We start from the raw sequence: 12,200 nt of genomic DNA on the forward strand, positions 1-12,200 counted from the left end.
CGGATCATGGCCGGTGTGCTCGTGCTGATGTTCGTCGTCGTCGCGGTGGCGGCCGCGGCCGGCCAGTGAGGCCGACCACGGCCGCGTAGGGCCGACGCGCAGTCCCGACGGGCCGCGCAGGCCCGACGGCTGTTGCGACTACCAGGCGAAGGACTCCGGCGAGGGCCCCGGCCCCGGGAAGATCTCGTCCAGGGCGTCGAGCAGCTCACCCGAGAGTTCGAGCTCGACCGCACGCAGGGCGCTGTCCAGCTGCTCGGCGGTGCGCGGCCCGACGATCGGCCCGGTGATGCCGGGCCGGGTGAGCAGCCAGGCCAGCGCCGCCTCGCCCGGCGCGATGCCGTGCTTGTCGAGCAGGTCCTCGTACGCCTGGACCTGCGCGCGCACCTCCGGCTTCGCGAGCTCGGACGCGGCACGGCCGCCGGTGCGCCGCGAGCCCTCGCCCTCCTTCTTCAGCACGCCGCCGAGCAGCCCGCTGTGCAGCGGCGACCACGGGATGACGCCGAGGCCGTAGTCCTGGGCGGCCGGGATGACCTCCATCTCGGCGCTGCGCTCGGCGAGGTTGTAGAGGCACTGCTCGCTGACGAGGCCGTAGCTGCCGCGCTGCTTGGCGGTCTCGTTGGCCTGGGCGATCTTGTATCCCGGGAAGTTCGATGAACCCGCGTAGAGGATCTTGCCCTGGGTGATGAGGGTGTCGATCGCCTGCCAGATCTCCTCGAAGGGGGTGCGGCGGTCGATGTGGTGGAACTGGTAGATGTCGATGTAGTCGGTCTGCAGCCGCTTGAGCGAGGCTTCCACGGAGCGGCGGATGTTGACCGCCGAGAGCAGGTCGTGGTTGGGCCACGCGGGCCCTCCGTCGAGGGCCATGTTCCCGTACACCTTGGTGGCGAGCACGACCTTGTCGCGCCGCTCGCCGCCCTGCGCGAACCAGGTGCCGACGATCTCCTCGGTGCGGCCCTTGTTCTCGTCCCACCCGTAGACATTGGCGGTGTCGAAGTAGTTGATGCCCGCGTCGAGCGCGGCGTCCATGATCGTGTGGCTGTCGGGTTCGTTCGTCAGTGGCCCGAAGTTCATGGTCCCGAGCGCGAGTCGGCTGACCTTGAGTCCTGTGCGTCCCAGCTGCGTGTACTTCATGGGGCCTTAGCCAACGACTTCGAGCGCGCTCTATGCAAGGGGGCGGGCCTGCGGAGCGCTTGGTGGTGTCGTGTGTCGTCGGCGTGGTGTCGTGCGTCGTCGGCCATGGCGGTCACGTACCGCCGAGCCAGCCCGCCGCGTCCAGGCGGAACGCGTCCGGCGGAACGACCGCGCGCAGGTCGGACTCCAGGGCCCGGAGGCGGCGGGTGCCGAGGGAAGTGGCCCACTCCGCGTGCAGTTCCTCGAAGATCGCCGCCGAGCGGCGCAGCGCGTCGATGCCGTGCGGGGTGAGGCGGACCAGCTTGCGGCGGGCGTCGGCCGGGTCGTCGGTGCGTTCCGCGTAGCCGAGGGCGATGAGGCGGTCGACGGTCTTGCCCGCGGCCTGCTTGGAGACGCCGAGGCGGCGGCCCACGTCGCTGGCGCTCGCGCCCCGCGGGCCGATCGCCTGCATCGCGAAGCCGTGGGCCGGGCGTACGTCCGGGTGCCCTTGGCGGGCCAGCTCGGCGTGGAGGCGGTCGATCAGCGTGCGGAACCCGGCGAAGAGGAGCAGCGGCAGCTCGAAGCCGCGGCCGTCGCTCTCCTCGGGCGGCTCCTCGGGCGGCTCGCTCTTGCGGGAATCGACAACCTGGTTTACCTTTTTTTCGTCAACCACGTTGTCCATCGTAGGGGGTACCTCTTGTTCGCCGAGCACACCGTGGAGACCGCGCCGACCGAGTCCCGCGCCGCGATGGAACGTACGGCCGCCGCCTTCGGAAGAACGCCGAGCGCGGTGGCGCGCCTTGCCGAATCGCCCGAACTGCTCAACGGATTCCTGGAGTTGAGTGCGTCCTTCGAGCGGACGACGCTGGACCCTGTGGCCAGGGAAGTTGTCGTCATGACCGTGGCCGTACGCAACGACTGCCACATCTGCGTGACCCTGCACACCGCCAAGCTGCGGAAGCTGGGCGCGGACGCGGAGCTGATCGCCGCGTTGCGCGAGGGGCGTGCACCGGCTGATGAACGGCTCGAGGCGGTACGGCGGTTCACGCTGACGGTGCTCGCGACCGCGGGAGGTGTCGGGGACGAGGACCTGAAGCGGTTCCTGGCGGCGGGCCACACGGAGCGCAACGCCTTGGAGGTCGTCATGGGCATCGGTACGTACACGATGTCGACGCTGGCGAACCGGCTGACGCGCGCCGTGTGACGCCCTCACCTCCGGCACATGAAGGACATCGCCGGGCTCAAGGCCCTGCAGGCCGACTTCAGGCGGTGGGCGACAGCTCGGGGAGGGGCGTGGGGGTCGGGGGAAGGTGCGTCGTCCCGTACGGTGCGCCCAGGCCCCACGCCTGGTGCATCGCGTCCGCGAAAGCCGCCGCCAGCTTGTGCTCGCCGCTCTCGCCCGGATGCGTCCCGTCGTACGTGTCGGTGTCGATGTCGTACGACGGCGGCGGTGAGGCGAGGAGCAGCGGCGAGGTGCCCGTGTCCAGGTCCGCCACCGCCTTCGCCAGGAGCACGTTGAAGCGTGCCACCTCCGCCGCGAACGGGGCGTCCGTCCGGGCCCGGATGTTCGGGATCACGGGGAGCAGGACCAGGCGTATGCGGGGGTTCGCCGAGCGGGCCTGCGCGATGAAGTGGCGGACGTTCTCCGCCGTCTGGTCCGCGTCCGTGTAGAAGCCCAGGTCGATCAGGCCGAGCGAGACCAGCAGGACGTCGGGGCGGTCCTGCCGCACCGCGTCCGCCATCCGCGGCGCCATGTGCAGCCAGCCCTCGCCCCAGCCCGCGAAGTGGTGGCGCGGGAAGTCCGGGTCCGCGCAGGCGTAGTCGTACGAGACCGGCTCGCCGGAGACCTTGTCGTGCAGCGCGCGGCGCGGGCCCACCACGGCGAACTCCTCGCCGAGCGAGGCCCGCAGGTGCTGCCACATCCGGTGGCGCCAGGTGTGTTCCCCCGCGCTGCCGATCGTCATCGAGTCACCGACGAACATGAACCTGAGCATCCGCTCATCATCGCGGATCAAGGCCCCGGCCTGCGATGTGAGGCTGAACACCCGCCGCACGTCCGTCCCCCTGCGCCGGGGTGGCAGGCTGGGCCCATGCGTTCACTGCGTTCTTCGACGGGTGCCCCTGGTGCCCTGGGTGCCGTCGGTGCCGGGTGCCTGGTCCTGGTCCTCGGCCTGCTGGGCGGAGCCGGCCCCGCCGCCGCCGACGACAGCCACGACGGGTTCACCATCAAGGACCCCCGCATCATCGAGTCCAGCGGCCTGGCCGCGTCCCGCGCCCACCCGGGCGTCTACTGGACGCACAACGACCAGGACAAGAACGGCGCGCTGCTCTACGCGGTGGACGGCAAGACCGGCAGGACCGTCGCCACGGTGACCATGACCGGCGTCGGGGAGCCGCGGGACGTGGAGGCCGTCTCCGTCGGCAGCGACGGCAACATCTACGTCGGCGACATCGGCGACAACCTCGGCGGCACCTGGTCCCACGTATGGATCTACAAGCTGCCCGAGCCGAAGAAGCTGGCCGACCAGACCGTCCGCGCCACCCAGTACACGGTGAAGTACGAGGACGGGGCGCGCGACGCCGAGGCCCTGATGGTGCACCCCAAGACCGGGCGGATCTACATCGCCGACAAGAAGGAGGAGGGCGGCGGCCTGTACGAAGGGCCCGCGCAGATGTCCGCCTCCGGGGTCAATGTCTTCAAGCGGCTCGGCGACACCGGCCTGTGGACCACGGACGGCGCCTTCTCGCCCGACGGCAAGCAGCTCGCCTTGCGCGGCTACCTCGGCGGTGTCTCGTACGCGTGGAAGGGGGAGGGCAAGAAGCCCGAGCGCGAGGGACGGCTGAGCGTGCCGTTGCAGCGGCAGGGCGAGTCCGTGACGTACACGCTGGACGGTACGACCCTCATGTACGGCACCGAGGGTGATCAGGGCGACGTCGAGCCCGTCGAGGTCGAGGGTGCTGGAGGCGGGCCCAACTCGCCTTCGGGAAGCGGCGGTTCAGGTGACTCGGGGGACGGTGCGGGCTCCGGGGTCGAGGGTGAGCTCAAGGTGGGCGCGCTGACGGCCGCCGTCGTGCTCGCGGCCTTCTTCGGGCTGAAGCGGATGTTCCGGCGGCGGAGGTAGAGGGCGCGGCGCGTCCAGTGGGGCGGCACTGACTTACTGCGCTAGTGCGCTAGTGCGCTAGTGCGCTATTCGCCGAGCACCCGCACCTCGTAGTGGAGCGTCTTGTCCCGCTTCACCTTGTGCGCGAGCGGGACGAACACCCCGTGCAGGAACGGGTGTTTGCGCCGCATCAGCTTCGCCGCGTGCTCGTTCTCCTCGCCGCCCTGGTCGAGCAGCCGCACCCGCGCCTTGATCGCGGGACCGGTCGGCGCGCCGCGCAGCGTCGACGGGGCGAGCTCGATCTCCGGGTTGCGACGCATGCGCTTGGCCTTCCAGGCCGTGGCGTAGGTGCGGACGTACGCGTGGTCGCCCTCGACGGCGATGTTGACGGGCGTGCCCACGCCCGTGCCGTCCTTCTTGTGGCTGGTGAGGAGGACGGTGTACTGCTTCACGAACGGAGCGAGCGCGCTGCTCGCAGATGTCGGCGTCATCCCTCCATCAAGGCACTGATCACCCGTTTTGTCATGCCCCCAGGGCGCCGCTTTCCTGAGCGTTTCCCTCAGCGCTTCTCTGAGCGCTTCCCTGTGACTCGCGGGCGGTCACCAGCACGTCCAGGCCGTCGAGCAGGCGCTGCAGGCCGAACTCGAAGTGGTCGAACTGTGAGCCGAAGGCGTCATCGGAGAGACCGGCGAGGTAGGGGTAACGGCCGCTGCCCATGATCCGTTCGAGGGTCGGGTACTGCGCCTCCCAGAACGCCTCGTCCGTCAGGCCGCTCTTCTTCACCGCCTCGATCTCGTGCACCTGGGTGCGGGCGACCCCGGTGACGTACCCCTCGACCATGACGACCACGCCGATCAGCTCGGGGTCGGTCAGGCCCATGGACTTGATCCCGGACAGGGTCCGCTCCAGGCCGCTGACGGAGCCGGGGCCGAGCACCGGGCGGGCCTGGTTGACCTGGAGCAGCCAGGGGTGTTCGCGGTAGAGGACGAGCGTCTCGCGGGCGTACGCCTCCACGGCCGCGCGCCAGTCGCCGCTCGGGGGCTCGGCCTCGCCGCCCGGCATGTGCACGCGGTCCAGCATCAGGTCGAGCAGCTCGCCCTTGCCGGGGACGTATCGGTACAGGGACATCGTGCCGGTGCCGAGCTCCGTGGACAGGCGGCGCATCGAGACCGCCGAGAGCCCTTCTGTGTCCGCGAGGCGCACCGCCTCGGTGATGATTCGCTCCAGGGTGAGTCCCGGCTTGGGGCCCCGCGTGGGGCGCTCGCCCTCGCCCCAGAGCAGTTCGAGGCTGCGGGTGATGTCGCTGCCGGTGCGCTGGATGTCGGCGCCGGTCGTGCCGCTGCCCGTGCCGCCGTTTGCGCCGCTGCCCGTGCCGCCGTTCGTGCTCGTCATGGCGCTCAGCCTAATCGTCGGATCCGGAATTGGGTACGGTGTACCCACGAAATTGGGTACGGTGTACTCTCTATTGGGTACGGCGTACCCAGAGTGCGATGTCTGGAGGGGCAGTGAGCGAGAACGAATACGCGGTGCGGGCCGAGGGGCTCGACAAGCGCTACGGGGAGAAGCGGGCCCTGGACGCCTTCGATCTGCACGTGGATCGCGGCACGGTGCACGGACTGCTCGGCCCGAACGGCGCGGGCAAGACCACCGCCGTCCGCATCCTCGCGACGCTGGTGCGCCTCGACGGCGGCCGGGCCGAGGTCGCGGGCGCCGACGTCGTCCGTCAGCCCCGTGTCGTACGCAGCCGCATCGGCCTCACCGGCCAGTACGCGGCGGTCGACGAGGTGCTCACCGGGCGGCAGAACCTGGAGATGTTCGGCCGCCTGTTCCACCTGGGCGGCGAGCGGGCCGCGCGGCGCGCCCAGGAGCTGCTCGAGCAGTTCGACCTGGTGGACGCCGCCGGCAAGGGCGCGGGCCAGTACAGCGGCGGCATGCGGCGCAGGCTCGACCTCGCCGCGTCGATGATCCTCGCGCCCGCCGTCCTCTTCCTGGACGAGCCGACCACCGGGCTCGACCCGCGCGGACGCCTCGAAGTCTGGGCCACCGTAAGGAAGTTGGTCGCGGACGGCACCACCGTCCTGCTCACCACCCAGTACCTGGAAGAGGCCGACAAACTGGCGTCCCGGATCACGGTCATCGACCAGGGCCGCGCCATCGCCGACGACACCCCGGACGGCCTGAAGAACACGGTGGGCGGCAGCCATCTGGAGGTCGTCGTGCGCGAGGGCGCCGATCTGCCCGCGGCCATGAAGGCCGTCGCCCGCGTGGCGGACGGCGTGCCCGAGGCCATCGACCTGGAGCGGCGCGTCCAGGCGGCCGTGACCGACCGGGTCGCCGCGCTGACGGACGTGGCACGGACGCTTCAGGACCAGGGGGTCGCGGTGGAGGACATCGGGCTGCGGCGTCCGAGCCTGGACGACGTGTTCCTGCGGTTGACGGGGCATCGGACCGAGTGCGGGACGGACTCCGACGCCGCTGCTCCTGTGGATGCCGCCGCCCGTATCGACGAGAAGACGGGAGCCGCGGCATGAGCGCCGTACTGACCTCCGGCAAGTCGAACTCCGACCCGCTGACGCCCGACACCGCGCACGGCCGCGCCTACTGGGCGCTCGCCGACACCTGGAACGTCACCCGCCGCTACCTCACCCAATTCCAGCGTCAGCCCGTCAACATCGCCTGGCAGCTGGGCTTCCCGATCATCTCCGTGCTCCTGTACGGGTTCGTCTTCGGCGAGGCGATGAAGGTGCCCGGCGGGGGTGAGGACGGCGACTACAAGCAGTTCCTGATGCCCGGCATGTTCGTGATGACCATGGCCTTCGGCTTCATGAACACCGCGATGGCGGTCGTCACGGACTCCACCAAGGGCGTCATCGACCGCTTCCGTTCGATGCCGATGGCGCCTTCGGCGGTGGCCGCCGGGCGCGGACTCGCCGACCTGATCGTGGCCTGCGCCGAGCTGACCATCCTCGCGCTCACCGCGCTCGCCATCGGCTGGCGCTCCAGCGCGGGCCTGCCGGAGACCCTGGCCGCCTTCGGGCTGCTGCTGCTCCTGCGGTTCAGCCTGATCTGGGTGGGCGTGTTCCTGGGCCTCGTGGTGCCCACGCCGGAGGCGGCGGGCGGGCTCTACGCGGTCGCCTTCCCGCTCACCATGATCTCCAGCGTCTTCGTCGCGCCGTCCCTGATGCCGGACTGGCTGGCACCGATCGCCGCGTGGAACCCGGTGTCGTCCACGGGCACGGCGGCCCGTGAGCTGTTCGGCAATCCCGGGGCGGGCGGGGCGAGCTGGGTGGAGCAGAACGCGGTGCTGATGGCCGTGGTCTGGCCGGTGGCGATCTCGCTCCTGTTCCTGCCGCTGGCGGTGCGGAAGTTCAAGCAGCTGAGCCGGTGAAAGCAGAGTGCCCCGCGCCCGAAGGGGCGCGGGGCCGTGACATCTGCGGCTCCGCCGCGTGGGCGCGACCAGCCACAAGGCAGCCGCAGGTGACAGTGAAACGTCAGAGCTTCTCGATGACGTAGTCAATGCACTTCGTCAGCGCCTCGACGTCCGAGGGATCAATCGCCGGGAACATCGCCACGCGCAGCTGATTGCGGCCCAGCTTGCGGTACGGCTCGGTGTCGACGATGCCGTTGGCGCGAAGAGCCTTGGCAACAGCGGCGGCGTCGATCTCGTCCGCGAAGTCGATCGTGCCGATGACCTGCGAGCGCTTGGCCGGGTCCGTGACGAACGGCGTCGCGTACTTGGACTGCTCGGCCCACCCGTACAGCGTGCGCGAGGAGGCGGCCGTGCGGCCGGTCGTGAATTCCAGGCCGCCCTGGCCGTTCATCCACTCGAGCTGCTCGGCGAGCAGGAAGAGCGTGGCGAGCGCCGGGGTGTTGTACGTCTGGTTCTTGCGGGAGTTGTCGATCGCCGTGGGAAGGCTGAAGAACTCCGGGACGTGACGGCCGCTGCCGTGGATCCGCTCGGCGCGCTCGATCGCCGCCGGGGAGAACGCGGCGATCCACAGCCCGCCGTCCGACGCGAAGGACTTCTGCGGGGCGAAGTAGTAGACGTCCGTCTCGGCGATGTCGACCGGGAGGCCGCCCGCGCCGGAGGTGGCGTCCACGAGGACGAGTGCGTTGTCGTCCGCGCCGGCCACCCGCTTGATGGGGGCCGCGACACCGGTCGAGGTCTCGTTGTGCGTGAAGCCGTAGACGTCCACGCCGGCCTCGGCCTGCGGCTCCGGGTGCGTGCCCGGCTCACTCGTGATCACGGTGGGCTCGGCCAGCCACGGGGCGAGCTTCGAGGCCTTGGCGAACTTGGAGGAGAACTCGCCGAAGCTGAGGTGCTGCGACTTGTTCTCGATGAGGCCGTGCGTCGCGACGTCCCAGAAGGCGGTGGAGCCGCCGTTGCCCAGGATCACCTCGTACCCCTCGGGGAGGGAGAAGAGGTCGCGCACACCCTCGCGCACCTTGCCGACCAGGTTCTTGACCGGGGCCTGGCGATGGGAGGTGCCGAGCAGAGAGGTACCGGTGGCGGCGAGCGCGTCCAGCGCCTCCGTGCGCACCTTGGAGGGGCCCGCGCCGAAACGTCCGTCGGCGGGCTTGATGTCAGCGGGAATCTGGATCTCAGCCACGGGGTGAGCCTAGCGGCTTCTGGCGCGGTGGCCTCTGGGTGTCCGTCGGGTGAGATCGCCCCGCCACCTGGGGTGGACGCCGCGGGGGCTCCGCCCCCGGAGCCCCCTTGTCGCGCTCCGCGCTCGTCCTCAATCGCCGGACGGGCTGAAAAGAACCAGGCCATCGCGGATGCATCCTGAGGGCATGGATATGGGCATGAGTGATCTCGGAGGCGTGGAAGCGGAACTGCGGGCAGCCGTGCGGGGGGAGGTGGACTTCTCCGTCACTGCGCGGGCCCTGAACACCATGGACGCGTCCAACTACCGTCGCGTGCCGCTCGGCGTCCTCGCCCCGCGCGACGCGGACGACGTGGCGGCGGCGCTCGCCGTGTGCCGGGAGCGCGGGGTGCCCGTCGTCGCCCGTGGCGCCGGTACGTCCATCGCCGGGCAGGCCACCGGCACGGGGCTTGTCCTCGACTTCACCCGGCACATGAACCGGATCGTGTCCCTCGACGCGGGGTCGCGGACCGCGGTCGTCCAGCCGGGGGTGATCTGCGACGACCTGCGGGGCGCGGCCTCCGCCCACGGCCTGACCTTCGGCCCCGACCCGTCCACCCACAACCGCTGCACCCTGGGCGGCATGATCGGCAACAACTCCTGCGGATCCCACTCGGTGGCCTGGGGAACGACGGCGGACAACGTCTCCTCGCTGTCGGTCGTGAGCGGCGCGGGCGCGCGGCTGGCGCTCGGGCAGGGCTGGTCCGGCGCGCCGGAGGGACTGCGCCCGGTGGTGGACGGTGAGTTGGAGCTCCTGCGGACCGGCTTCCCGGAGCTTCCGCGCCGCATCTCCGGTTACGCCCTGGACGCCCTGCTCCCCGAGCGCGGCGTGGATCTGGCCCGCGCCTTCTGCGGCTCGGAAGGCACGCTAGGCGTGGTGACGGAGGCGGTCGTACGCCTGGTCGAGGCGCCGCGCGCCCGTGCGCTCGCGGTCCTCGGGTACGCCGACGAGAGCGCGGCGGCGGAGGCCGCGGCCGGACTGCTGCCGCACGGGCCGCTGACGGTGGAGGGGATGGCGGCCGACCTCGTACGGGGATCCGAGGGGCTGCCCAAGGGCGGCGCCTGGCTGTTCGTGGAGACGGGCGGCGCGAGCGAGGCCGAGGCACGTGCGCGTGCGGAAGCGATCGCGCGGGCGGCGGCGGGTGACGGTGCCATGGACTCGCTGGTCGTGATCGACCCGGCGGGGCAGCGCGCCCTGTGGCGGGTCCGCGAGGACGCGAGCGGGACGGCCACGCGGATGCCGGACGGCAGCGAGGCGTGGCCGGGTTGGGAGGACTGCGCGGTGCCGCCGGCCCGGCTCGGGGCGTATCTGCGGGACTTCAGGGGGCTGCTCGCCGAGCACGGCCTGCGCGGGACGCCGTACGGGCACTTCGGGGACGGCTGCATTCACGTACGCATCGACTTCGACCTGATGAGCGAGGCGGGCGTACGTCGCTTCCGTCGCTTCTCGGAGGACCTGGCCGAGGTCGTGGTCGCACATGGGGGTTCGCTCTCGGGCGAGCACGGGGACGGGCAGGCGCGGGCGGAACTGCTGCCGAAGATGTACGGGGATGATCTGGTCCGGCTGTTCGAGCGGGTGAAGGGGGTGTGGGACCCGGCGGATCTGCTGAATCCGGGGATGCTGGTGCGGCCCGCGCCGCTGGACGCGAACCTGCGGTTCGCGCCGCTGCCGCGGAAGCCGGTGGACGTGGCCTTCGGCTACCCGCATGACGGCGGGGACTTCTCGGCGGCGGTGCGGAGGTGTGTGGGGGTCGCGAAGTGCCGTACTACGTCCGCTGGTTCGGGCGGCGGGGTCATGTGCCCGTCCTTCCGGGCGACGGGCGAGGAGGCGCACTCGACGCGGGGCAGAGCCCGGCTCCTGCACGAGATGCTCGCGGGGGAGGTGGTCACGGACGGGTGGCGCTCGGAGGAGGTGCGGGACGCGCTCGACCTGTGCCTGTCCTGCAAGGGCTGCCGTTCGGACTGTCCCGTGGGTGTGGACATGGCCACGTACAAGGCGGAGTTCCTGCACCACCACTACGAGGGCCGCAGGCGCCCCGCGGCGCACTACGCGATGGGCTGGCTGCCGGTGTGGCTGCGGCTCGCGTCGCGTACGCGGATGGCGGGGGCGGCCAATGCGCTCGTGAGGGTGGGGGTGTTGGCGTCGCTGGCGAAGAGGCTGGGTGGGATTGCGCCGGAGAGGGAGATTCCGCGGGTGGCGGGGGAGACGTTCCGGAGGTGGTTCCGGAGCCGGGCGGTCTCGAGGGCTTCGGAGGGGCCGGCGGTGGTGGTGTGGCCCGATACGTTCACGGATCATTTGTCGCCGGGGGTGGGGCGGGCCGCGGTGCGGGTCCTCGAGGACGCGGGGCTGCGGCCCGTGGTGCCGCCGGGGGATGTGTGCTGCGGTCTTACGTACGTGTCCACGGGGCAGTTGGACCGGGCTCGCGCGGTGATGCGGCGCACGCTGGAGCGGATGGGGCCGCTGCTGGACTCGGGGGCGCTGCTTGTGGTGCTCGAACCGAGCTGTGCGGCGGCGCTGAAGACGGATCTGGTGGAGCTGCTCGGGGAGGACGCTCGGGCCGCCGAACTGGCGGGCCGCGTACGGACGTTCGCGCAGGCGCTGGAGGAACTGGCCCCGCAGTGGTCGCCGCCGAGGATCGGGCGGCCGGTGGTGGGCCAGACGCACTGCCATCAGCACGCGGTCCTCGGCGATGAGGCTGAGCGCCGACTGCGGGAGAAGGCGGGCCTGGAGGGGGAGTTGAGCGGGGGCTGCTGCGGGCTCGCGGGGAACTTCGGCTTCGAGGCGGGGCATTACGAGGTGTCGGTGGCGTGCGCGGAGGAGCGGTTGCTGCCGGCGGTGCGGGGGGCGTCGTCCGGGGCGGTTGTCCTGGCGGACGGCTTCTCTTGTCGGACGCAGTTGGAGCAGTTGGGGGAGCGGGAGGGGGAGGGAGCTCGGGTTCGGGGGAGGCATTTGGCGGAGGTGTTGGCTGAGGGGTTGGGGGAGGGGTGAGGGGGGCTCGCGGGGTGCGTGAGGGCGGGGCTGGTGGGTGCTGCTGACCTGTGGCTGGGGTGCTGGCTCCCTGCGGGCCGGGGTGTCAGCGCCCTGCGGCCGCGTGTCACCGCCTCGTCCCCACCCACCCGCCCCCTCCTAGCTGGGCGTCCGGCCCAGGGTGTCGGCCTCGGGGTGCCGCCTGGTCCCCACTGTTCCGGTGGCTTGCGATCCGTACCGGGGCCGCCCGGTGTCCCGAGGTTGGCGGTTGCGGGCCGGGAGTCAAGGGCGCTCCCTGCGGTCGCGTCGGCTGCGCCGATTCCGCTGCGCTCCACCCTTGACACCCGTCCCTCCACCGCGCGAGGGAAGACGACC

Annotated in this window: 11 protein-coding genes; 5 read left to right on the plus strand and 6 right to left on the minus strand. The window is 71.3% G+C overall.

Going from position 1 to position 12,200, the window contains the following annotated elements; genetic code table 11:
- Positions 1-138 precede the first annotated feature (138 nt).
- Together AC5P1C_RS31855 and AC5P1C_RS31860 are read right to left on the minus strand one after the other, a co-directional pair.
- Positions 139-1,131, minus strand: coding sequence for an aldo/keto reductase (locus AC5P1C_RS31855; protein WP_493869419.1), 993 nt, complete (start codon positions 1,129-1,131; stop codon positions 139-141).
- A gap of 112 nt (positions 1,132-1,243) precedes the next feature.
- Positions 1,244-1,792 (minus strand): MarR family winged helix-turn-helix transcriptional regulator, encoded by a 549-nt coding sequence (locus AC5P1C_RS31860; RefSeq protein WP_493869420.1) that lies wholly within the window; start codon positions 1,790-1,792, stop codon positions 1,244-1,246.
- Positions 1,793-1,807: 15 nt separating this feature from the next.
- Between AC5P1C_RS31860 and AC5P1C_RS31865 the strand changes: the two genes are divergently transcribed.
- The gene (locus AC5P1C_RS31865; RefSeq protein ID WP_493869421.1) at positions 1,808-2,314 is read left to right on the plus strand and encodes a carboxymuconolactone decarboxylase family protein; all 507 of its coding nucleotides are present in this window, start codon (positions 1,808-1,810) and stop codon (positions 2,312-2,314) included.
- Positions 2,315-2,372: 58 nt separating this feature from the next.
- On the opposite strand, the gene AC5P1C_RS31870 is transcribed toward AC5P1C_RS31865, so the two are convergent.
- Positions 2,373-3,104 (minus strand): SGNH/GDSL hydrolase family protein, encoded by a 732-nt coding sequence (locus AC5P1C_RS31870; RefSeq protein WP_493869422.1) that lies wholly within the window; start codon positions 3,102-3,104, stop codon positions 2,373-2,375.
- 96 nt (positions 3,105-3,200) lie between these two features.
- On the opposite strand from AC5P1C_RS31870, the gene AC5P1C_RS31875 reads away from it, so the two are divergent.
- The gene (locus tag AC5P1C_RS31875) at positions 3,201-4,232 is read left to right on the plus strand and encodes a WD40 repeat domain-containing protein (RefSeq protein ID WP_493869423.1); all 1,032 of its coding nucleotides are present in this window, start codon (positions 3,201-3,203) and stop codon (positions 4,230-4,232) included.
- Positions 4,233-4,297: 65 nt separating this feature from the next.
- On the opposite strand, the gene AC5P1C_RS31880 is transcribed toward AC5P1C_RS31875, so the two are convergent.
- Positions 4,298-4,702, minus strand: a complete 405-nt coding sequence (locus AC5P1C_RS31880; RefSeq protein WP_493869424.1) for a PPOX class F420-dependent oxidoreductase — start codon at positions 4,700-4,702, stop codon at positions 4,298-4,300.
- A 31-nt stretch (positions 4,703-4,733) separates the two neighbouring features.
- Positions 4,734-5,603 (minus strand): TetR/AcrR family transcriptional regulator, encoded by an 870-nt coding sequence (locus tag AC5P1C_RS31885; protein WP_493869425.1) that lies wholly within the window; start codon positions 5,601-5,603, stop codon positions 4,734-4,736.
- A gap of 98 nt (positions 5,604-5,701) precedes the next feature.
- On the opposite strand from AC5P1C_RS31885, the gene AC5P1C_RS31890 reads away from it, so the two are divergent.
- Entirely contained in the window at positions 5,702-6,742 is a 1,041-nt protein-coding gene (locus tag AC5P1C_RS31890) for an ATP-binding cassette domain-containing protein (RefSeq protein ID WP_493869426.1), read from the plus strand.
- The gene (locus AC5P1C_RS31895; protein ID WP_493869427.1) at positions 6,739-7,599 is read left to right on the plus strand and encodes an ABC transporter permease; all 861 of its coding nucleotides are present in this window, start codon (positions 6,739-6,741) and stop codon (positions 7,597-7,599) included. Before AC5P1C_RS31890 ends, AC5P1C_RS31895 begins: the two co-directional genes overlap by 4 nt.
- A 103-nt stretch (positions 7,600-7,702) precedes the next feature.
- Here the strand turns inward: AC5P1C_RS31895 and serC are convergent, their stop codons facing one another.
- Positions 7,703-8,821, minus strand: a complete 1,119-nt coding sequence (serC, locus tag AC5P1C_RS31900; protein ID WP_493869428.1) for a phosphoserine transaminase — start codon at positions 8,819-8,821, stop codon at positions 7,703-7,705.
- Positions 8,822-9,017: 196 nt separating this feature from the next.
- On the opposite strand from serC, the gene AC5P1C_RS31905 reads away from it, so the two are divergent.
- Positions 9,018-11,846, plus strand: a complete 2,829-nt coding sequence (locus tag AC5P1C_RS31905; protein ID WP_493869429.1) for an FAD-binding and (Fe-S)-binding domain-containing protein — start codon at positions 9,018-9,020, stop codon at positions 11,844-11,846.
- Positions 11,847-12,200 lie beyond the last annotated feature (354 nt).

This window comes from Streptomyces sp. A18, assembly GCF_059026065.1.